This is a genomic window from Streptomyces tuirus (genome assembly GCF_014701095.1).
Taxonomy (GTDB): Bacteria; Actinomycetota; Actinomycetes; order Streptomycetales; family Streptomycetaceae; genus Streptomyces; species Streptomyces tuirus.
Genome location: NZ_AP023439.1, coordinates 3,807,888 through 3,828,384, shown reverse-complemented (window position 1 = coordinate 3,828,384; position 20,497 = coordinate 3,807,888). Strand labels below are relative to the sequence as shown.

At 72.2% G+C, this 20,497-nt stretch carries 20 protein-coding genes, 1 tRNA gene and 1 pseudogene; 6 read left to right on the top strand and 16 right to left on the bottom strand.

The genetic code is table 11. The features are described from left to right. Positions 1-4: 4 nt before the first annotated feature. Positions 5-1,570, bottom strand: coding sequence for an MFS transporter (locus IGS69_RS17585; RefSeq protein ID WP_190900869.1), 1,566 nt, complete (start codon positions 1,568-1,570; stop codon positions 5-7). A gap of 184 nt (positions 1,571-1,754) precedes the next feature. Between IGS69_RS17585 and IGS69_RS17580 the strand changes: the two genes are divergently transcribed. Beyond that, a complete protein-coding gene (locus IGS69_RS17580) occupies positions 1,755-2,711 on the top strand; it encodes an aldo/keto reductase (RefSeq protein WP_190900867.1) in 957 nt (318 codons plus the stop codon). A 125-nt stretch (positions 2,712-2,836) separates the two neighbouring features. Here IGS69_RS17580 and IGS69_RS17575 read toward each other — a convergent pair whose 3' ends face one another. The 10 genes from IGS69_RS17575 to IGS69_RS17530 form a co-directional block, all read right to left on the bottom strand. Then, complete coding sequence (locus IGS69_RS17575) at positions 2,837-3,568, bottom strand: HAD family hydrolase (protein WP_190900865.1); 732 nt, start codon at positions 3,566-3,568, stop codon at positions 2,837-2,839. Beyond that, on the bottom strand, positions 3,565-5,130 hold the full coding sequence (locus IGS69_RS17570; protein ID WP_190900863.1) for an FAD-dependent monooxygenase: 1,566 nt from the start codon (positions 5,128-5,130) through the stop codon (positions 3,565-3,567). The genes IGS69_RS17575 and IGS69_RS17570 overlap by 4 nt, the downstream gene beginning before the upstream one ends. Next, complete coding sequence (locus IGS69_RS17565; protein WP_190900861.1) at positions 5,118-5,876, bottom strand: SDR family NAD(P)-dependent oxidoreductase; 759 nt, start codon at positions 5,874-5,876, stop codon at positions 5,118-5,120. The genes IGS69_RS17570 and IGS69_RS17565 overlap by 13 nt, the downstream gene beginning before the upstream one ends. 63 nt (positions 5,877-5,939) lie before the next feature. Next, positions 5,940-6,926, bottom strand: coding sequence for a 3-oxoacyl-ACP synthase III family protein (locus IGS69_RS17560; protein WP_190900859.1), 987 nt, complete (start codon positions 6,924-6,926; stop codon positions 5,940-5,942). A gap of 54 nt (positions 6,927-6,980) precedes the next feature. Then, entirely contained in the window at positions 6,981-7,724 is a 744-nt protein-coding gene (gene fabG, locus IGS69_RS17555; protein ID WP_190900858.1) for a 3-oxoacyl-ACP reductase FabG, read from the bottom strand. Further along, complete coding sequence (locus IGS69_RS17550) at positions 7,721-8,977, bottom strand: beta-ketoacyl-[acyl-carrier-protein] synthase family protein (protein WP_190900856.1); 1,257 nt, start codon at positions 8,975-8,977, stop codon at positions 7,721-7,723. Before IGS69_RS17550 ends, fabG begins: the two co-directional genes overlap by 4 nt. Beyond that, on the bottom strand, positions 8,977-9,216 hold the full coding sequence (locus tag IGS69_RS17545; protein ID WP_190900854.1) for an acyl carrier protein: 240 nt from the start codon (positions 9,214-9,216) through the stop codon (positions 8,977-8,979). The genes IGS69_RS17550 and IGS69_RS17545 overlap by 1 nt, the downstream gene beginning before the upstream one ends. Positions 9,217-9,282: 66 nt before the next feature. Next, positions 9,283-10,335 carry a ketoacyl-ACP synthase III family protein gene (locus tag IGS69_RS17540; protein ID WP_198427725.1) on the bottom strand — a complete coding sequence of 351 codons (1,053 nt, stop codon included), beginning with the start codon at positions 10,333-10,335 and terminating at the stop codon, positions 9,283-9,285. Next, positions 10,325-11,344 carry a ScbA/BarX family gamma-butyrolactone biosynthesis protein gene (locus IGS69_RS17535; protein WP_190900852.1) on the bottom strand — a complete coding sequence of 340 codons (1,020 nt, stop codon included), beginning with the start codon at positions 11,342-11,344 and terminating at the stop codon, positions 10,325-10,327. The genes IGS69_RS17540 and IGS69_RS17535 overlap by 11 nt, the downstream gene beginning before the upstream one ends. 272 nt (positions 11,345-11,616) lie before the next feature. After that, positions 11,617-12,546, bottom strand: coding sequence for an NADP-dependent oxidoreductase (locus IGS69_RS17530; RefSeq protein WP_190900850.1), 930 nt, complete (start codon positions 12,544-12,546; stop codon positions 11,617-11,619). Positions 12,547-12,685: 139 nt separating this feature from the next. Here IGS69_RS17530 and IGS69_RS17525 point away from each other — a divergent pair, with 139 nt between their 5' ends. Both IGS69_RS17525 and IGS69_RS17520 read left to right on the top strand, forming a co-directional pair. Continuing rightward, on the top strand, positions 12,686-13,327 hold the full coding sequence (locus IGS69_RS17525; protein WP_190900848.1) for an MBL fold metallo-hydrolase: 642 nt from the start codon (positions 12,686-12,688) through the stop codon (positions 13,325-13,327). Continuing rightward, the gene (locus IGS69_RS17520; RefSeq protein WP_198427724.1) at positions 13,324-14,361 is read left to right on the top strand and encodes a quinone oxidoreductase family protein; all 1,038 of its coding nucleotides are present in this window, start codon (positions 13,324-13,326) and stop codon (positions 14,359-14,361) included. Before IGS69_RS17525 ends, IGS69_RS17520 begins: the two co-directional genes overlap by 4 nt. Before the next feature lie 103 nt (positions 14,362-14,464). On the opposite strand, the gene IGS69_RS17515 is transcribed toward IGS69_RS17520, so the two are convergent. The 5 genes and pseudogenes from IGS69_RS17515 to IGS69_RS17495 all read right to left on the bottom strand — a co-directional run bounded on the left by IGS69_RS17515 (position 14,465) and on the right by IGS69_RS17495 (position 16,932). Further along, complete coding sequence (locus IGS69_RS17515; protein ID WP_190900846.1) at positions 14,465-15,010, bottom strand: GNAT family N-acetyltransferase; 546 nt, start codon at positions 15,008-15,010, stop codon at positions 14,465-14,467. A 171-nt stretch (positions 15,011-15,181) separates the two neighbouring features. After that, positions 15,182-15,496, bottom strand: a pseudogene (locus IGS69_RS17510) (cysteine dioxygenase); the annotation flags it as partial. A gap of 74 nt (positions 15,497-15,570) precedes the next feature. Further along, positions 15,571-15,858: a thioesterase II family protein gene (locus IGS69_RS34375; RefSeq protein WP_232543770.1), complete on the bottom strand. Its 288-nt coding sequence runs from the start codon at positions 15,856-15,858 to the stop codon at positions 15,571-15,573. After that, on the bottom strand, positions 15,744-16,517 hold the full coding sequence (locus IGS69_RS17500; protein WP_198427723.1) for an AMP-binding protein: 774 nt from the start codon (positions 16,515-16,517) through the stop codon (positions 15,744-15,746). Before IGS69_RS17500 ends, IGS69_RS34375 begins: the two co-directional genes overlap by 115 nt. A 331-nt stretch (positions 16,518-16,848) precedes the next feature. Further along, positions 16,849-16,932: transfer RNA gene (locus tag IGS69_RS17495), tRNA-Leu, on the bottom strand. Positions 16,933-17,412: 480 nt separating this feature from the next. Between IGS69_RS17495 and IGS69_RS17490 the strand changes: the two genes are divergently transcribed. The 3 genes from IGS69_RS17490 (at position 17,413) to IGS69_RS17480 (ending at position 20,487) form a co-directional block, all read left to right on the top strand. After that, positions 17,413-18,267 (top strand): FhaA domain-containing protein, encoded by an 855-nt coding sequence (locus tag IGS69_RS17490; protein ID WP_190900842.1) that lies wholly within the window; start codon positions 17,413-17,415, stop codon positions 18,265-18,267. 10 nt (positions 18,268-18,277) lie between these two features. Further along, the gene (locus IGS69_RS17485; RefSeq protein ID WP_033309926.1) at positions 18,278-18,790 is read left to right on the top strand and encodes an FHA domain-containing protein FhaB/FipA; all 513 of its coding nucleotides are present in this window, start codon (positions 18,278-18,280) and stop codon (positions 18,788-18,790) included. 140 nt (positions 18,791-18,930) lie between these two features. After that, entirely contained in the window at positions 18,931-20,487 is a 1,557-nt protein-coding gene (locus IGS69_RS17480) for a Stp1/IreP family PP2C-type Ser/Thr phosphatase (protein WP_190900840.1), read from the top strand. The last annotated feature ends 10 nt before the right edge of the window (positions 20,488-20,497 follow it).

Here is a 20,497-nt window from a genome sequence, read left to right as displayed (position 1 = left end):
CCCCTCAGTGCGCGGAGGCGGGTTCGGGCGCCGCCGGGGCCGCGTCGCCGGGGGCTTCGGCGGGCGCGTCACCGGACGGCTTCCCGCCCTTGAGCAGGCTGCCGACGACGACCGCGCTGACCGCACAGGCCGCCGCGACGATCCACATGGTGGTGTGCAGCCCACTGGCGTAGGCGTCGGCCATCGCGGTCACGGCCCGGTCCCGGACCTCGCCGGCCGGGAGCGACGCGGCGGCCTCGGGCAGGCCGCCCTGGAGCGCGCGCGAGGTCAGCGCCTCGGCGCCACCCGGGTACGCGGACACGGCACCGCTGTCGAGGGCGCTCTTGGTGAGGGCCGTGACGAGCGTGCCCAGCCCGGCCATCGAGACGGCGTCGGAGGCGAGCCGCACCGTGTTGAACATGCCGGCGGCCATGCCCATCCGCTCCGGCTCGACGGCCGAGACCGCAGCGCCGTCCAGGATGCCCAGGGAGATGCCGTACCCGACGCCCAGGAAGAGCAGGGGGCCGGCCAGCGCTGCCGTGGAGGCGCCGGGGTCGACCATGGTCAGCCATGCGGCGCCGACGGCGGAGAAGCACAGCAGCACGACGAACAGGGCGCGCTGCGAGATCTTCTGCGCGAGCACACCGGTGACGGCGGGCATCACCAGGGACGGCCCGGTCAGGAGAAGCAGGACCAGACCGATCCGGAAGGCGGACAGACCGCTGGTGGAGGTCAGGTACGGCGGCAGCACGATGACGAGGGCCACAAAGCTGAACGCCAGCACCAGCGGCACCAGGCAGACGGCCAGGAACTGCGGCCGGGCGAACAGGCCCAGGTCGAACATCGGGTGCTCGGTACGGCGTTCCACCGTCACGAAGACGGCCATCAGGATCAGGCAGCCGGCGGCCGAGCCGAGCACGACCGGGTCGGTCCAGCCCCGGCCCGGCCCCTCGACGAGGGCGAGGACGAACAGGGCGATGCCGAGGCCGAAGGTGAAGGTGCCGGTCCAGTCGAAGCGGGGCCCGCGGTTGGGCTCCGGGCGGGGCAGCAGCGGAGTGCTCAGCAGGACCAGCGCGGAGACCGCGGCCAGGACGAGGAAGACCGAACGCCAGCCCCACAGGTTGACCAGCACACCGCCGAACATCGGCCCGAAGGCCAGGCCGGCTCCGAGGAACGTGCCGAAGAGGCCGAACGCCTTCGCGCGGGCGGCGCCGTCGAAGGACTGCGCCAGGATCGCGGTGATGGAGGCGAGCGCCGCGCCGCTGCCGAAGCCGGCGATCGCGCGCGAGACGTCGAGCAGCAGGATGCTGTTCGCCAGGCCCGAGACGGTCATCCAGAAGGCGAAGAAGGCCATGCCCCAGGTGAACATCCTGCGGTGGCCGACGCGGTCGGCGAGCGAGCCCATGGCCGCGAGGCTGCTGGACGCGGTCAGCATGTAGCCGTCGACCACCCACTGGGCGGCGGCGAGTGAGCTGTGCAGATCGGCGCCGATGTCGGGGACGGCCACGGACGGGCCGGTCACCACCAGGGTCATGAGCGGGCCGACGACGCACGCCGCGGCGAGCGTGGCCCGCGGGTTGCCGGTGGACACGGAGGATCACCTCTGTCTGTTCGTAGTCAGCTGACTGTTCGCAGTCAGCCATGTGTAAGAACCCTGGCATAGGTTAGGGGGCTGAACATAGCCGCTGTCAATGTCGTATGGCAGAGTTCTGTGTAAAGATGAAGGCCTGTCAATCGACGGACCGACACGACTGGGAAAGGCGGTGCGCACGGCGATGCGCAGGATCCAACTGGGCGGCTCAGAGCGGAGCTTCGCGGCCGTCGGCCTCGGCTGCATGGGAATGTCGTGGGGCTACGACGAGCTGGGCCGGGACGAGAGCGAGTCGATCGGGGTCATACGGCATGCCGTCGACATCGGCGCCGATCTGATCGACACAGCCGACCAGTACGGCCCGTTCACCAATGAGGTCCTGGTCGGAAAGGCGCTTAAGGGCTACCGCGATCGCGTCCTGCTCGCCACCAAGGGCGGGCTCGTCGTGGACGACCCCGCCACCTACCGCAGCCACCGGGACGGCCGGCCCGAGTACCTGCGGGCAGCCGTCGACGCGAGCCTGCGGCGGCTCGGCGTGGATCACGTGGACCTCTACCAGCTGCACCGCATCGACCCCGAGGTGCCGGTCGAGGAGAGCTGGGGAGCGCTCGCGGAGCTGGTGAAGGAGGGCAAGCTGGGCGCGCTCGGCCTGTCCGAGGCGTCCGTGGAGGAGATCGGCCGGGCGCAGGCCGTCCACCCCGTCGCGTCGGTGCAGAGCGAACTGTCCCTGTGGAGCCGGAACGCCCTGACCGACGGCGTGGTGGAGCACTGCGGGCGCGAAGGGATCGCGTTCATCGCCTTCGCACCGCTCGGCCGGGGTTTCCTGTCCGGGCTCATCAGCAGCCCGAAGGACCTGCCGCAGGTGGACGGCAGGCACCGGATCCCGCGCTTCCAGCCCGAGGCCATCCAGGCCAACCAGGCCATCGTCGACCGGGTGCGGGCCCTGGCCGACGGACTGGGGGCGACCGTGGCGCAGGTGGCGATCGCGTGGGTCCTGGCCCAGGGCGACCACGTGGGCGTCATCCCCGGCACCAAGACCCGCCGCTACCTGGAGGACAACGTGGCGGCCGGCTCCCTGGCCCTGCCGCCCGAGGCGCTGGCGGAGCTGGCGGCCCTGCCGGAGGCAGTCGGCGCCCGCTGAGCCGGCCACCGGCGCACCGCCTGCCCGGCCCGGCCGCACCGAGTGCCCCGGGACGGGCGACGCGGCGACCCGCCACACGACGCCGCCCCGCACCCCCCGAGGGGCGCGGGGCGGTTTCGTCGCGCTCACACCGGCTGGCGCCTTGTGCCCGCCACGAGGGTCGCCGGGATGACCGGCCAGCCGTGTTCCGCCGCGTGCGCCGCCATCCTCGGGTTCGCTCCGACCACGGTCGGACGGCCCACCATGCGCAGCATGGTCAGATCCCCGGGGTCGTCCCCGTACGCGTAACAGTCCGCGGGATCCGCGCCGAACTTCTCCAGCGCCTCCCGGACCGCCTCCGCCTTCGCCGGACCGAACATCGCGTGCCGGATCCCCCCGGTCATGCACCGGTTGTCGTCCAGTTCCGGCTCGGTGCACAGGACCAGGTCGACCCCGAGGTCGTCGGTGATCGGATGCAGGGTGGCGGGCCACGAGCCGGAGACGACCACCGTGTGGTGGCCCGCCTGCTGGTGGCGCCGCAGCCGCGCGACGGCCGGCTCGATGAACGGGGCTCCGCCCTCGCGCAGTTCGGCGTACCACGCGCGGGCCTCCGCGACGACGTCGTCCCAGGGGACGCCAGTGTGCAGTTCGTAGAACTTGGACACCACCTCGACCGGGGTGACGCCCATCGACGCCAGGCGCCGCAGCGGCTCCACCAGCCGTTCGTACTCGGCGCCCGTGATGTCGCCCTGCCGCCGCAGCCGGTGGCGCAGCAGCGAGAACGGGGTCTTCATCGCGATGAGGGTCTCGTCAGCGTCGAAGAACGCCACCACGGGACGGGAGTGGCCGGTGGTCAGCGGGGGAAGTGCGGTGGTCATGGCCGGCTCCTGAGGTGGGCCGCTCGGGTGAGCAGGTGGGTGGTGTCCCGGGGTCGCCGGGGGTCGAGCCGGGCCAGCAGATGGCCGTCCGGACGGACCACCGCCACGGCCGGCCCCGGGCCCAGGGCGGCGGCCAGCCCCTTGGGGACCGCACGGGTCAGGTCGAGCACGGGGGTGCCCTCGGGCAGCGCCCGCCGCAGCCGGTCGCGGGTGCGCCGCCAGTCCGGTGGCGGCGTCCGCCGGCCGGGCCACAGGAGCACGGTGTGCCGGTCCCGGTCGATGGCGGGCCACCCGCCGCCGTGCCGCGAGGAGGCGGCGCCCGGCTCCGCCCCGCCCGAGACCATCACCGGCAGGCGGGGATGGCGATCACCGTCGTAGCTGACGTCCGTCTGCCCGAGCTGCGGGGCGATCTTGCGCTGGAACAGGCCCGACCGGTCGGCCGCCATGAACGCCGCGTCCCGCAGAGCGACCTTCGCCGGTGTGCTGACCAGCCCGGCCTTGGTCAGCAGCTCGGTCGAGCGCGCCACGGAGTGCGAGACGGCCCGGCGCTCGGTGTCGTAGGAGTCCAGGATCGCCTCCCCGAACTCCCCGCGGATGACTCCGGACAGCTTCCACGCCAGGTTGAACGCGTCCTGCATCCCCGTGTTCATGCCCTGACCGCCGGCCGGGCTGATCACATGGGCGGCGTCGCCCACCAGGAAGCAGCGCCCGCTGCGGAAGGCGGAGGCGATCCTGACCCGCACCCGGAAGGAACCGCTCCACAGCAGTTCCTCCACACGGCTGCGGCCGGCCGCCCGGTCGTCGACGACCTGCTGGAACATCTCCAGCGGCGGAGGATCGCCCTCGTCGTACGCGTCGTGCGGCACGCTCAGGGCGATGCGGTGCACGCCGTCGCCCATCGGGCCGAGCACCATGGCGCCGCTCGGCGCGTAGCAGTAGTGCGACAGGTCCTCGGAGAGGGTGGTCGTCAGCCGGGCGTCGGTGATGGCGAACGACACGTCGACGGGCGGGCCGTCGTAGGCGATGCCCAGTTCCTTGCGCACGGTGCTGTGCGCACCGTCCGCTCCGACCAGCCAGCCGGGCTCCAGCTCCTCGACGCGACCGCCCTCGTGCTCGAGCTTGACGGCCGGCCCGCCGGGGGTGCTGGCGAGGGCCGTGAGCCGGACGCCCTCCTCCAGGGTGCCGCCCAGACCGGCGAACCGGCGGCGCAGGACCCGCTCGGTGTCGTGCTGCGGCAGGGTGAGCGCGAACGGGTAGGGCGAGTCGGGCAGTCGGCTCATCCAGGCCGTCGCCAGGCGGCGGCCGCGCGAGTAGAACGCCGTGCCCGCCAGCCGGTGGCCGATGTCCAGCAGGTCGCCGGTGACCCCGATCCGGTCGAGCAGTTCGAGGTTGCGCGGCCAGACGACGTTCGCCCGGGAGTGCGCGGAGTGCCCGCGCCCGGCGTCCACGAGCCGTACGGGGATGTCCCGCTGGAGCAGCTCGCAGGCGACGACCAGACCCACCGGCCCGGCTCCGACGACCAGCACGGGCGCCGCGGGCCCACGCCCGGTCAGGCCGCCCACATCAGGCCTCCGTTGACCTCGACGACACTGCCGTTGACGTACGAGCTGTCCCGCGACGCCAGGAACACGGCGGTGGCGCCGACCTCCTGGGGGCGGCCCAGCCGCCCGGACAGCAGCCGGCCGCGGTAGCTCTCCCAAGCGCGCTCGTTGGCGGCGAGCTCCTTGCCCATGCCCTCGTCGATGTAGCCGGGCGACAGGCAGTTGACGGTGATGCCCTTCGGCGCCAGCTCGGCCGCCGAGCTGCGGGTGAACATCTCCACCGCGGCCTTGCTCGCGCTGTAGGCGGACGCCCCGATCGCGGCCCGGCCGGCCACGCAGGACGACACGTTGATGATGCGGCCGCCGACGCCGGTCGCCTCCCGCCGGGCGGTCATCGGGGCGATCACCGCGCGCGTGCAGAGGAAGACGCCGGTCAGGTTGGTGGCCAGCGTGGTGTTCCAGTCGGCCACCGACAGCCGGGAGATCCGGCCGTCACGGCTGACTCCCGCGTTGTTGACCAGGACGTCGACGCCGCCGTACGTCTCGGCGGCGGTGGTCATCAGCCCGTCCACCGACGCCTCGTCGGTCACGTCGGTGTGGTGGTAGAGCAGCCGGTCGCCGTACTCGTCGGCCAGCTCCTTGATGTCGTACGGGTTGCGTGCGGCGACCACCACCGAGGCGCCCTCGGCGAGGTAGGCCTCGGCGATCGCGCGCCCCAGGCCGCGGGTGCCCCCGGTGATGACGGCCGTCTGTCCGTCGAGCCTCATGGCTCCTCCGATACTGCGTGTCGTGTGCGTGTGGTCGGTGTGCCGTGCGGGAAGGGCGGCGCGTCAGTACCAGGTCAGCAGCGCCGCACCGGCGGTCATGCCGCCGCCCACGGACGCCAGCAGCACCCGCTCGCCGCGCCGCAGCGGCCGCTCGCGGTGCGTGGCGTGCAGGGTGAGCGGCACGGACGCGGCGACGGTGTTGCCCAGGTGCGGAGCGGTGTAGGCGACCCGGGCCGGGTCGATCCCGGCATCCGCCACGAACGTCTCCAGAAGCCTGGTGTTCGCCTGGTGGAAGACGAACCGGTCCACGTCCTCCAGGGCCAGCCCGCACTCGTCGAGCGTCAGGGCGGTCAGTTTCGCCAGCACCGACAGCGCGTAGTCGCGCACCGCGCGTCCGTCCATGCGGAAGTAGTGCCCCCCGGCCTCGCGGGCCTCGGCGTCGAGCGGCGTGCGGGTGCCGCCGGCCTCCACGCCGACGTAGTGGTGGAACTCCCCGTCCGTGACCAGCTGAACCGACCGCAGGCCGTAGCCCTCGGGCACCTCGCCGAGCAGGACGGCGCCCGCGCCGTCGCCGAACAGGCTCACCGTGCGCCGGTCGGACCTGTCCATGATCGTGGAAAACATGTCGGCCCCCACGAGCAGCACCTGCTCGCCGTGCCGCCCCGCCTTCAGCAGGCCCTCGGCGACCGCGAGGCCGTAGAGGAAACCGCTGCAGACGGCGTTGATGTCGAAGGCGGGCAGGGTGGACAGACCCAGCTTGTGCTGGAGGATCGCGGCCGTGGACGGCTGCGGGACGTCGGGGGTGCTGGTCGCCACGACCAGCGCGCCGAGCCGTTCGCGCGCCGCGTCGGAGACGCCCTGGAGCGCCTCGCGTGCGGCGGGGACGGCGAGGTCGGAGGTGGTGGTGCCCGGCTCGGCGTAGCGCCGCTGGAGCACCCCGGTCCGCTCGGTCACCCAGGACTCGGGCATCCCCGTCCAGGCACTGATCTGCTGGTTGTCGACGACCTTGTCCGGTGTGTAGGAGCCCATCGACAGGACACCGACTGGCATGGCTTCCCTTTCCTGTGCTTTCTGGGTGGTGGTGGGCAGGTGCGGCACGGGGCGTCAGTGACCCATGCCGAGCCCACCGCTGACCGGCAGCACGGCGCCGGTGATGTACGAGGCCTCGTCGCCGGTGAGGAACCGCACGGCGGCGGCCACCTCCTCGGCGCTCCCGGCCCGGCCGAGCGGCGTCATCGCCAGGTACTGGGCGAGGCGGGCCGGGCGCACTTCGCGCAGCATGTCCGTCTCGACGAGGCCGGGGGCGACGACGTTGACGGTGATGCCGCGGCTGCCGAGCTCCCAGGCGAGGGAGCGGGCCAGCCCGAGCAGGCCGGCCTTGGCGGCGGTGTAGTTGGTCTGGCCGGGCGAGCCGGTGAACGCGACGGCCGAGGAGACCAGCACCATCCGGCCCCAGCGCCTGCCCAGCATGGCCCGGGAGGCGTGCCGGGCCAGGCGGATTACCGACCTCAGATTGGTGTCGAGCACGGCGTCGACCGCGTCGTCCTCGAGGGCGAGCAGCAGCCCGTCGCGGGTGATCCCGGCGTTCGCGACGAGCACCTCGACATCGCCCTGCTCGGCCGCTACCTCCTTGAAGGCGCGCTCCACCTGCGCCTCGTCGGTCACGTCGCACCGCACCCCGAGCAGCCCGGCCGGGGGCTCACCGGTGCGGTAGGTGACCGCGACCCGGTCGCCGCGCGCGGCGAGCGCCCGCGCGACGGCCAGGCCGATGCCGCGGTTGCCCCCGGTGACGAGCACGGAACGGCCGGTGCCGTCGCCGGGCGCCGCTGTCCCCGCAGTCCGTGTCATGCCGGCGTCACCACGATCACCGCGTTCTGGCCGCCGAAGCCGAAGGAGTCGTTCACCGCCGCGCCGATCTCCAGCGGCCGGGCCTCCTTCGCCACGACATCCACCCCGATGCCCGGGTCCAGGCTGGTCAGGTTGGCGGTCGGCGGGACGAGCCGGCGCTCCACGGCCAGCACCGTGTACACCGCCTCGGCCGCTCCGGCCGCTCCCAGCAGATGCCCGACGACGCCCTTGGTAGAGGTGACGGCCGGCTTCTCACCGAAGACCCGGCGGATCACACCGCCCTCGGTGATGTCGTTGAGCGGCGTGGACGTGCCGTGCGCGTTGACGTGGTCCACCTCGGCCGGGTCGACCAGGGCGTCGGCGAGGGCGGCCCGGATGGCCCGCTCCGCCCCACCGCCGGTCGGGTCGGGCGCCGAGGCATGGTGGCCGTCGGCGGAGGCGCCGAACCCCGAGACGCGGGCCCGGACCCGGGCGCCACGGGCCCGTGCGTCCTCGACGCGCTCCAGCACGAGCATGGCCGCGCCCTCGCCCGCGACGAAACCGTTGCGGTCGGCGTCGAACGGGCGGGAGGCGGACGCCGGGTCGTCATCGCGCGTGGACAGCGCGCCGGCCCGGGCCAGACTCGCCATCGCGGTCCGCGACATGGCCGCCTCGGCGCCGCCCGCCAGGACGACGTCGCAGACGCCGGCCTCCAGCAGGGCGCGGGCGTATCCGATCGCCGTGTTGCCGGAGGCGCAGGCCGTGGAGACCACCTGGTTGGGGCCCAGCGCCTTGAGGTCCATGGCGATGTAGCCGGCGGTCATGTTGACCGGACCCATCACCATCAGCAGCGGGGAGACGAACTCCGGTCCGTCCTCCAGGTGTTTGCCGTGCTCCCGCTCGACCGTGGACCAGCCGCCCAGCGACGTGCCGACGACCACACCGACCCGGGCACCGTCCCAGGCCGCCGGGTCGAGCCCGGCGTCCTCGACGGCCTGCCGGGCCGCCACCACACCGAAGTGGCTGACGGGGTCCATGCGGACGGCGCTGCGCCGTCCTAGCAGCGCTCCGGCGTCGAAGCCGGGGACGCGGCAGGCGAAGTCGACGGGCAGGCCGGCGAGGTCCGGGTCGGTCGCGGCCGTGGACTCGCCCGACCAGACCCGCTCGAAGTTGGCCTCGACGCCCAGCCCGGCCGGGGTGACCAGGCCGACCCCGGTGACGGCCACGTCGAAGCGTTCCGTGCGCCCTCGGCGCTGCGTGGGTATGCCGCTCATCAAGCCACCGGAGCCTTGGCGTCGATGGTGGCGAGCACGTCACCGAAGGTGTTCTCCGAGGTCAGCGCCGTCTCATCGATCTGCACACCGAACTCCTTCTGCACGATGACGCTGAGCTCGATCAGCGCGAGCGAGTCCAGGTCGAGGCTGTCGAAGGTGGCCTCGGTGTTCAGCTCCTCGGCGAGCACACCGAGCTTGTCGGAGACGAGGGCGAAGAGACGGTCCTGGGTTGCGGACATGGCGGTATCTCCTTGAGTGGATGAAGGGATCAGCGGATCGAACGAGTCGGGCGGTGGGGTGGTACGTCAGTGCCTGCTGACGACGACCGCGGTGAAGGTGAATCCACCGCCGCCGTTGAGCACGAGGGCGTGGTCCCCGGGCTCCAGCAGGTCCGTGCGGGCCAGGTCGGCGAGGGAGGCGTTGAGGTCGCCGGCCCCCACGTGCCCGGTGGCGCGGCCGAGGTCGAGCACCTCCGCCGAGGTGACGTCGGTCAGGGGCGGGATGTACGCCTCCGCCATCGCCTTGCCGCCCAGCCGGGGAATCACGGCGTGGCGCAGCCGCGGGTCGTCGCCGGCCAGTCCGGCTCCGGCCAGGGCCTCCTCGACCACGGCCCGGATGCGGTCGGCCGCGGTCTTGAGGAAGAACTCGACGCCGTACGTCTTGATGAACGCGCGCTTGGTGCGCCGCACGTCGATCATCGGGCTGTGACCCATGGGCGTGGCGTTGAGTTCGTCGTCCCCGCGGTGCATCACCTCGAGTTCGGCCGCGACCCGGGTGGCCAGGGAGTGCAGCAGCAGGTCCGGCCCGCCGCCGTGGCCTGCCGGGCCGGGTGGTTCGGTGACGCGGTGGACGAGGACCGCCGTGGCCGCGTCGCCGGCGGCCATGCCGTAGTCGCTGAGCCAGCGGTGCCAGCTCGGCATCAGGAAGCGGTCGGCGGTCGTGACCAGTGCGGGCCCGGCCTCCGGGTCGCCCTGGAGCCTGCTCGCGGCCAGTTCGATGCCGATGGCGCCGCCGTTGCACTGCTGGAGCAGTCCGATCGGCACGGCGTTGTGGGCTCCGAGACGCCGGGCGATGTAGTGCGGGGCGGACCAGGCGTCGTGCCCCTGGTGGTGGACGCTCGCGTGCAGCAGCAGGGAGAGGTCGTCGGGCCGGGCTCCGGACAGCGCCAGGGCCCCGGTCGCGGCCTCTACGGCCATGTCGGGCGGTGCGGTGTCTTCGCTGACCGGCAGGGATGTGTAGCCGAGTTCGCGGGCGGTCCGGGCGTCGATGTCACCCGCGGCCAGGGCCTCTTCGACCGTCTGGCGCTGCTCCGGGTACCACGCTGTCGCCGTCAGAGCGAGCGGTGAGTCAAGTCGCACGGCCGTCACCGCCGTCCGTGTCCGGGCCAGCGGGCACCGGGGCGACGGCGATCTCAGCCGTGCAGACCGACTCCCCGTCCTGGAGGAAGTCGACGGTGCATCGGGCCTCGCCCGAGGGTGTGACGGTCACCGTGACCGGGCTGTCCAGCTCCACGAACCGGCGGAACGTGGCGCCGAAGGCGCGGGCGTGGTGCCGTTCGGCGGGATCTCCGGCGGCGAGCACGGCGGCCTGCCGTGCGGCCTCCATGAGCGCCATCGCGGGCACATGGTCCAGGGGGTGGTCGTACATGGCCGGATGCCACACGGGGACGTCGAGCGTGGCCGTCAGGGTGAGCGCGCCGCCCGGGCGTTCCACATCGGTGAGCACGACGTTCTCGGCCCGCTCCCGCCCGACAAGAGCGGGTTGGACGGTCGCGCCGAGCCGGGTGTGCGGCAGGTCGGACGAGGAGGGGGGAATGCTTCCCCGGCTCTTCTCCCGGTGGGCGGTGTAGCCGTCCCGGCTGAGGTATCCGGCCACGATGGCGCTGGTCCCGGCCCTGCGGCCGGCGACGACGAACACGCACTCCAGCGTGGCGGCCAGCAGTCTGCTGCCCCGTCGTCTGAGGTCCCGCGCGCTCACCTCGATCACCAGCTCGTCCGGTGCGTCGCCCCGGGCCCGCAGGGCCGCGAGATCCGTGAACTCGGTCGTCCAGTCGCTGATCAGGAAGGACGTGTCGTACGAGACGTCCAGCCACTGGTGTGCGACGACGGTGACCGCCTGGCGGGCCGCCTCCAGGAGGAACAGCGGATCGAGCAGCGCGGGCCGCTGCGTGTGGTCGTTGTAGTAGCTGTGCGCGCGAGGTGCCTGGAGGGCGACGGCGAACGTCTCGTCGCCGAGCCGCACCGCGTCCGTGACGAAGACCTCCATCACGGCCCGGCGGTGCACCAGGACGCGGTCCATCGAACGCTGGTAGGCGAGTTCGGCCGCGGCCGGAGCGGCTTCCGGCCGCTCCTGCTCAGCAAGGGTCATGCCCGTTCCGTTCGTCCGTGGGTCTGCTTCGGCGGCCCTTGAGGGCGCTGAATCCAGCCTCACAGCCGCCTCTGTGGGTTCGGCTGCGAACGGCGAGGGGCCCGGCCGACGGTCCGGGGCGGCTGAGTGGAGAGCCGCTCAAGGATCGCTGGAGGCCTGTTGCACGGCGTGCCCCGGACATGCAAAAGGGCCGTCTCCCTCAGGGGACGGCCCCGCTTCCCGCACCTTTTCCCCCGGACAGCAGGGCTGTCCGGTCCTCCCGCCGCGCCGGATCAGGACGGGTCGACTGCCAGGACCACCTTTCCGCGCACATGCCCGCTCTGCACGAGCTCGTGTGCGCGTACGGCGTCGGACAGCGGGAATTCGGCGCTGACGTGGACCCGCACCGCCCCGCGGTCGGCCATCGCCACCAGCTCGGCGAGGTCGGCCGGGTCGGGGCGTACGAACACATAGCGTCCGCCCAGCCGCGTCACGTCACCGGAGATGGAGGCGAGCCGCCCGCCCGGCCGCAGCAGCGCCGGCGAGCCGGAGAGTGTGTCGCCGCCGATGAGGTCGAACACGGCGTCGACGCCCTCGGGGGCCAGGGCGCGCACCCGGTCGGCGAGCCCGGGCCCGTAGACCACCGGTTCGGCCCCGAGCGAGCGCAGGAAGTCGTGGTTGCGCTCGCTCGCCGTGCCGATGACGCGCGCGCCGAGGGCGCGGCCGATCTGGACCGCGAGCGAACCGACCCCGCCGGCCGCCGCGTGCACGAGCAGCACCTCGCCGGCGGCGATCTCCAGATGGCGGCGCAGCGCCTGGTAGGCGGTGAGGCCGGCGGCCGGCAGTCCGGCCGATTCGCGCCAGTCGAGAGTCCGCGGCCTGTGCGCCAGGGTGCGTACGGGCGCGGCGACCAGCTCCCCGTAGGTGCCGCGCTGCATGTGGTCGGCGCGGACGTACCCGACGACCTCGTCGCCCGCGGAGAACTCGGTGACACCGAGACCGGCGCGTTCGACCACTCCGGCCATGTCGCAGCCCATCACCAGGGGGAAGTGCGACTCGAACCAGTCGTCGATGTAGCCCTCCCGGATCTTCCAGTCCGCCGGGTTCACGCCCGCGTACTTCACGCGGACGAGCACGACGTCGGGCCCCAGACGCGGCTCGGGGAGGTCCATCAGCTCCAGGACCTCCGGACCTCCGTAGCGCTGAACGGCGATGGCCTTCACGAACAAAACCCCCTGCTGGTAAGGCGACTGCACGCACTCCAAGACGATGGCCCTCGCACTATAGGCGAGACTTGAGCCAGAGTTCTGCCACACAGACGTCAATTGACATATGACCGAGTACTCCGTCAGAGTCGCGGTCATGCTCGTACTGTCCGCCGCCACCGGCAAGTTCGGCACGAACGTCCATCTCGTCGCCGCCGGACCGGGAAATCCCTGCCTCATCGTCGACCCGGGGCACGACTCCGCCGACGCGGTCCTCGAGGCCGTCCGTGCCCACCGTCTGGAGCCCGAGGCCATCCTGATCACGCACGGCCACATGGACCACACCTGGGACGCGGTGCCGCTCGCCCGGCACTACGGCATCCCGGCCTGGATCCATCCGGCCGACCGCTACCAGTTCGGCGCCCCGGCCAAGGGACTGCCGGACTCCTTCCCCCGCGACCTGCTCATCGGCCACCCCGACCGCGAGCCCGACGAGGTGAGCGAACTCCCCGAACAGGGCGGCGAACTGACCTTCGCGGCGTGCCGGGTCACCGTGCTGCACACCCCCGGCCACACCGGCGGCTCCGTCATGTTCCGCTTCGGCACCGGCGATGTTCCGCTGCTGGCCACCGGCGACGCCCTGCTCGCCGGCGGCCCGGGACGCGCGGACGCGCCGGGCGCCAGCCCCGCCGCCCTGCACAGCTCCCTGCGCATGGTCGCGACCACCTGCCCGGACGACACACGCCTGCTCACCGGGCACGGCCCCACCACCACCCTCAGCGAGACGGGAATCCGATGACCGACACCTCCGAGACCCCGGCGAACGAGACCTCCACGACCTCAGGGAGCCGTATGCGCACCGTCCTCTTCCAGTCGTTCGGCGACCCGTCCGTCCTGGCCGTCGCAGAGGTCGCCGTGCCCGCACCGCAGCCCGGGCAGATCACGATCGACGTCGAGTACGCGGGCGTGAACTTCGCCGAAGTGATGTTCCGGCGCGGCCAGTTCCCGGTCGACCTGCCGCACTTCCCGGGCCTGGAGGCGGTCGGCACGGTCCGCGCCGTGGGTGACGGTGTCACCGGGTTCGAGACCGGCGACCGGGTGGCCGCCCTGACCCTGGGCGGCGGCGGCAACGCCGAGGTCGTCGCCGCCGGCGCGGAGCACGCCGTACGGCTGGACGGCGAACTCGCCGGCCTGGACGGAACCCTGGCGGCGGGCGCCCTGTGCAACGTCACCACCGCGCTGGGCGTGCTCACCTCGGCCGGGCACCTCGCCCCGGGCGAGACCGTGGTCGTCCTCGCCGCCGCCGGCGGAGTGGGCACGGCCGCAGCGCAGCTCGCCCGGTCGCTGGGCGCGGCCCGGGTGATCGGCGTGACGAGCTCCCCGGCCAAGGCCGAGTACGCGCGCGGCTACGGCTACGACAGCGTGGTGTCGTACGAGGAGATCGAGCAGGAGGTGGCCGAGCGGACCGACGGGGCGGGCGCGGACCTGGTCCTGGACTCCGTCGGCGGCGCGTTCCGCTCCTCGGTGACCGGCCTCCTGGCGGCCTTCGGCCGGCACGTCGTCTTCGGCAACGCGGCGGCCGAGGACGTCACCTTCGAGGGCAACCACCCCTGGTACACGAACAGTTCACTCGCCGGCTACAACCTCGGCGGCGTCGCCGGCCGGGCACCGGCGCTGCTCCGCGCCCACCTGGAGCGGGCGCTGTCGGAAGTCGCCAAGGGCCACGTCCGCGTGGACGTGAAGGTGCTGCCGCTGAAGGACGTGGCCCACGCGCACGAACTGCTGGAGAACCGGGCCTCCACGGGCAAGTACGTCCTCGATGTCCGCTCCTGAGATGTGAGAGCCGGAGCCGGGGCCGCCGTCCCGACTCCGGCGCGGACCTCTCATTCGAGCCGCGGGTCCTTGTCCCACCGGCGGAGCATCAGCCCGAACAGCGTCACAAAGCGCGCCGCAGGCCCCACGTCTGCAGGGCATAGGGCCGTCCCTTCTCCTCCCCCCGGATCAGCGGCACGTCGAGGAGTCCGAAGCCCGCCTTGGTGGCCACGGCGACGCTCGCGGCGTTCTCGGCCTCCAGCTCCAGGACCACTTGTCCCACGCCCAGCTGATCGAAGGCATACTCGGCCATCACCCGGACCGCCCGTGCGGCCAGCCCCTGGCCGCGGTGCGCCGGGCCGACCACGTAGCCGATCTCCGCACCCTCGGGGGCGCGCCGCAACATCACCTCGCCGAGCGGCGTGCGGCCGTCAACGGTGATGGCGAGCAGGATGGTCGTGCCCTCCGCCCGCATCTGCCGGTCCTTGTTCAGCCGTGCGCGAGCGACCGCTTCGTCGAAGGGTGAGACGATCGGCGTCCAGTACGCGATGTCGGGATGGTCGAACAACTCCGGCATCGCGGCCAGGTCCGCCTCCGTCCAGTCGCGCAGTACGAGACCTTCCCCTGCGAGCTCGATCCGCTCGGGAAACGGTAACGGGGTACCACTCATGGTGCCGATCCTCCCTGGCCTGACAAGACAGGGCAGCATAACTGGGGCGGTCATCTGCTCACCGGGCTTTCCGTTGGCTCCTGCACCTGAGCGCTGACCTCCGGGAACACCGAAGTCACGGACGGCCGCGGGGGCGACTCCTGGAGGCGGGTCCGGCCGAGTGCCAGGCAGTCACCGGGCACGGCTGCGTGCGCGCCTCGCCGGCGGGGTGGTGTGCGTCGGCATCTCCGTCAGGCCCGGGCAGTAGACGTGCAGGCTCACCGCCGGCTCCAGCGCGTCGTTGACGACTTGATGCACACACCCCGGCGCGAACACCCGCTGCGCGCCCGTACCCAGCACGCGCCTTCCTTTGAGCGTCCGCTCGGTCAGGGTGCCCTCCAGCACGGTCAGCACCCCGGAGGAGCTCCCGTGGTCGTGCAGCCCGGTGCCCTGACCGGGCACCCAGGACAGCAGCCACACCTCGTAGCCGTGCCCCGTGCGCAGACGCGGACCGCCGTCCCAAGACATCAGGTGGGCGCAGCAGCGGGGAAGCATCAGGCCACAGGCCTCGGTCGTGTCCATTACTGGTCCTTTCGTCCGGTCGGGTTCATCGGGTCGGTCAGGCGCCCCACGACCGCTGACGCCGCGCTGACCGTGGCCAGGAGCGCGGTCCGCTCGCCGTGCAGGAAAAAGTGGTCGCCGGGCAGAACGTGGCGAGTGACACCGCCCGTCGTCTGCTCGTGCCAGGAGGCCATCAGCTCGGGCGGCACTTCCCGGTCCTGCGTCCCCGCGAAGGCCACGACGGGGCACCGGAGCGGGGGCTCGGGCCGGTGCGCGTACGTCTCGACGACCGAGAAGTCCGCACGGATGGTCGGCATGAGCAGTTCGAGCAGCTTCGGTTCGCGTCGGCCGCGTCCTCCTCCAGAGGGAGTTCATCGACCCGGAACACGGCCTGCACTCCGTCGAAGCGGTCCTCCCTGCCCTGTGCGACCCGGCCCTGGGTGAGGACCGCGCGGGCCTGTCCGTGTTCGAGCAGGAGCCGGACGCGCTCGTCGGGCAGTTCGGGGTCGATGGGCAGGTACGCGGCGCCGGCGGCGAGGATGCCGAGGACGGCCGCGCACTGTTCCCAGCCCTTCTCCATCACCACGGCGACCAGGTCGTTGGGACGGACGTCGAGGCCGGTGAGACGACGGGCGATGCCACCGGCCCGGGCGGCGAGTTCTCCGTAGCTGAGGGTGCGGCCCGGGGTGACGACGGCGGTGCGCTCGGGCGTCGCGGCCGCCGCGGTGAAGAACGGCGCGTGCAGCAGCCCCGACGGCAGCGGGCCCCCGGTCCGGTTGTACGCCTCCCGCTCGGCCACTGCGGCGACACCGGCATGGCCCCAGCCGAGCGGGATGACGCCGCTGCCGCTGTTGCTCCGGCGGCCAGGGCCAAGGACCGCCTCCAGGAACGCCTCGAAGACGCCGGCACCCGCCGCATCCGCGGCATCGCGGCCCAGACCCTCCTTCTGGCCTTCCAGCTCGCCCACGCCAACCGCCGCAAACTCGCCTCTTGGCCGACGCCAGCGCCCTAGGCGGCGAGCGGCCCCGCCGACGGCCCGCCCGACGCCGCAGGACCAGGCCCCTGGGCACGTGGGCCCCCAAGGGCCACATCACCCAGCGCTGAGACCTTCCTCACAGAGAGCGCGCCCCGAGAGCTGCTCAAGCAGGATCCACAGACGAACGCGGACCACCGACGGTCCGCCTCACCCTGCCCAGAGACAGACCTCACACCACAGAAACAGGAATGGGCGGCATCGCCATCGCGATGCCGCCCATACCGTCGGTGCAGCTGGAGCACTTTCGTCGGTGCTCCCGTTGTGCGCGAGGGGGGAGTTGAACCCCCACGCCCTTGCGGGCACTGGAACCTGAATCCAGCGCGTCTGCCTATTCCGCCACCCGCGCATTGGGTGTGTCCTGGGCGTCTGTCCCTTGGGGCCGGCGCCTTCCGACACCCAGAACATTAGCACGCTGGAGGGGGTGGGTTCACATCCCTTGTCCCCGCAGGCAGACCCTCCACCGAACCTTCGATGTCCCTGCCACGTATCAACCCGTACCGGTTCACGTATCAACCTCGTACCGGTACCCGCCGTCTCCGCAGGAGGGGGTCGGGGTCCACAGTCAGGTGCGGGACACTGGTCTTCGGCCGCCTCTACGATCCATGCAGGCATACCGGAGGCGGTCACGCGCAGCAGTACCACCGGAGGAGTTCGAAGAGGAGCTCCACAGGGAACTTCGTCATGCGTCGACACCCGTCGGCCGCGCTGACAGGGGGAACCAGCCGATCGACCGGCGCGTGGATACGATCAGTAAGCAGTACCAGCAGAACCCGGCAAGCGGCCCGCAGGGCAGTACACAGGACGGCAGCCAAGGAGGAGGTGCCCCATGGGAGTCCTGAAGAAGTTCGAGCAACGTCTCGAAGGTCTGGTCAACGGCACCTTCGCCAAGGTGTTCAAGTCCGAGGTCCAGCCCGTGGAGATCGCCGGAGCGCTCCAGCGCGAGTGCGACAACAACGCCACCATCTGGAACCGCGACCGGACGGTCGTGCCCAACGACTTCATCGTCGAGCTGAGCACCCCCGACTTCGAGCGGCTCAGCCCCTACTCCGGCCAGCTCGGCGACGAGCTCGCCGGCATGGTCCGCGACTACGCCAAGCAGCAGCGCTACACCTTCATGGGCCCGATCAAGGTGCACCTGGAGAAGGCGGACGACCTCGACACCGGCCTGTACCGGGTCCGCAGCCGCACGCTCGCCTCCTCCAGCAGCCAGCAGGGCGGCCCGGGAGGCGGCGCGCCCGCCGCCCCGCAGGGCGGACGCCCCGGCGGCTACGGCTACCCGCCCGCCGCGGCACCCTCCGGCGCCCCGCCCATGCCGTCCGCGCCGCCGCCCGGCGGCCGCCCCGGCGGCTACGGCTACCCGCCCGCCGCGAGCGGCCAGCGGCCCCCGGCCGCCGGCGGACGCACCCGCCACTGGATCGAGATCAACGGCACCCGCCACCAGATCTCCCGCGCCACGCTCGTCATGGGCCGCAGCACCGACGCCGACGTGCGGATCGACGACCCCGGCGTCTCCCGCCGGCACTGCGAGATCCGGACCGGAACGCCCTCGACGATCCAGGATCTCGGATCCACCAACGGCATCGTGGTGGACGGGCAGCACACCACCCGCGCTACGCTCCGCGACGGCTCGCGGATCGTCGTGGGCAGCACCACCATCATTTACCGGCAAGCCGAAGGGTGAAGCGGGGGCAATGTCAGAGCTGACCCTCACGGTCATGCGGCTGGGTTTCCTGGCCGTACTGTGGCTGTTCGTGATCGTGGCCGTGCAGGTCATCCGCAGCGACCTGTTCGGTACGCGTGTCACTCAGCGCGGTTCGCGCCGCGAGGCGGGCAGGCAGCAGCAGGCCGCCGCCCGCCAGGCGCCGCCGCAGCAGCGCCAGCAGCCCGCCGGAGGCCGGCGCGGCCGTAACGCCCCCACCAAGCTGGTCGTGACCGAGGGCACCCTCACCGGCACCACGGTCGCGCTCCAGGGCCAGACCATCACCCTGGGCCGGGCACACGACTCGACGATCGTGCTGGACGACGACTACGCCTCCAGCCGCCATGCCAGGATCTACCCGGACCGCGACGGCCAGTGGATCGTCGAGGACCTCGGCTCCACCAACGGCACATACCTGGACCGGTCCCGGCTGACGACTCCCACACCGATTGCACTGGGCGCGCCGATCCGCATCGGCAAGACCGTCATCGAGCTGCGGAAGTAGTGCTACATCATGGATAGGCGCGAGCGGAGCGAGCACGCAGTGGCGGGCCCCACCCCGGCCCCCCGCGCGCTCCCGACCGGAGGGTGGGCAGTGTGGCTCGACACGACCGGCTGTACCCGGAGCCGACAGGCGAGGTGCGCATGAGTCTGTCACTGCGCTTCGCGGCCGGATCGCACAAGGGCATGATCCGGGAGGGCAACGAGGACTCCGGTTACGCCGGCCCCCGCCTGCTCGCCATCGCCGACGGCATGGGCGGCGCGGCGGCCGGAGAGGTCGCCTCCTCCGAGGCCATCTCCACCATCGTCGCCCTCGACGACGACGTCCCCGGCTCCGACGTCCTCACCTCGCTCGGCACGGCCGTACAGCGCGCCAACGACCAGCTGCGCTCGATGGTCGAGGACGACCCCCAGCTCGAGGGCATGGGCACCACCCTGACCGCCCTGCTGTGGACGGGTCAGCGCCTCGGCCTGGTGCACGTCGGCGACTCACGCGCCTACCTGCTCCGCGACGGCGTCCTCACCCAGATCACCCAGGACCACACCTGGGTGCAGCGCCTCGTCGACGAGGGCCGGATCACCGAGGAAGAGGCGACCACACACCCGCAGCGCTCGCTGCTGATGCGCGCCCTCGGATCCGGCGACCACGTCGAGCCGGACCTGTCCATCCGCGAGGTCCGCGCCGGCGACCGCTACCTGATCTGCTCCGACGGCCTGTCCGGCGTGGTGTCCCACCAGACCCTGGAGGACACCCTCGCCAGCTACCAGGGCCCCCAGGAGACCGTCCAGAACCTCATCGAGCTGGCGCTGCGCGGCGGCGGCCCGGACAACATCACGGTCATCATCGCCGACGTCCTCGACCTCGACACCGGCGACACCCTCGCCGGGCAGCTGTCCGACACCCCCGTCGTCGTCGGCGCCGTCGCCGAGAACCAGCACCAGCAGCACGACAACGGCATCATGCAGACCCCCGCCGGCCGCGCCTCCGGGCTCGGCCGCCCAGGGCACGGCCGCAGCGGCGGAGGCGGCGAGTTCGGCCCGCCCGGATCCGGCGACACCACCGGCTACATCCCCGCGGGCGGCTTCGACTACGGCGACGACGACTTCACCAAGCCCCGCAAGAAGGGCCGGTGGCTGAAGAGATCCCTCTACGGCGCCCTCGCGCTGGCCGTCATCGGCGGCGGCCTCTACGGCGGATACCGCTGGACGCAGACGCAGTACTACGTCGGCACCGAGGACGAGCACGTCGCGCTGTACCGGGGCATCAGCCAGGACCTGGCCTGGGTCTCGCTCTCGAAGGTCGAGAAGGACCACCCCGAGATCGAACTCAAGTACCTGCCGCCCTACCAGCAGAAGCTGGTCGAGGCGACCATCCCCGAGGGCGGACTGAAGAACGCCCAGGCGAAGATCCAGGAACTGTCGGTGCAGGCCTCCGCGTGCAAGAAGGAGGCGCAGCGGCGCGACGCCGAGAGCAAGAACAACTCCAAGACCGGCGAAGGCGAGGCCGGGGGCACCACGGGAACCACTCCCGCCTCCTTCACGTCCAAGGCCACACCGACGCCGAACCCGTCCAGCCCGTCGGGTTCACCGTCGGCCCCGGAGAAGTCCACGCCCCCGACCACGACCGCACCCACTCCCAGCCCCGGCCCCAGCCTCTCGGAGGAAGAGCAGAAGGTCGTCTCGCTGTGCGGTAAGCAGTAGCCGTGAGAGG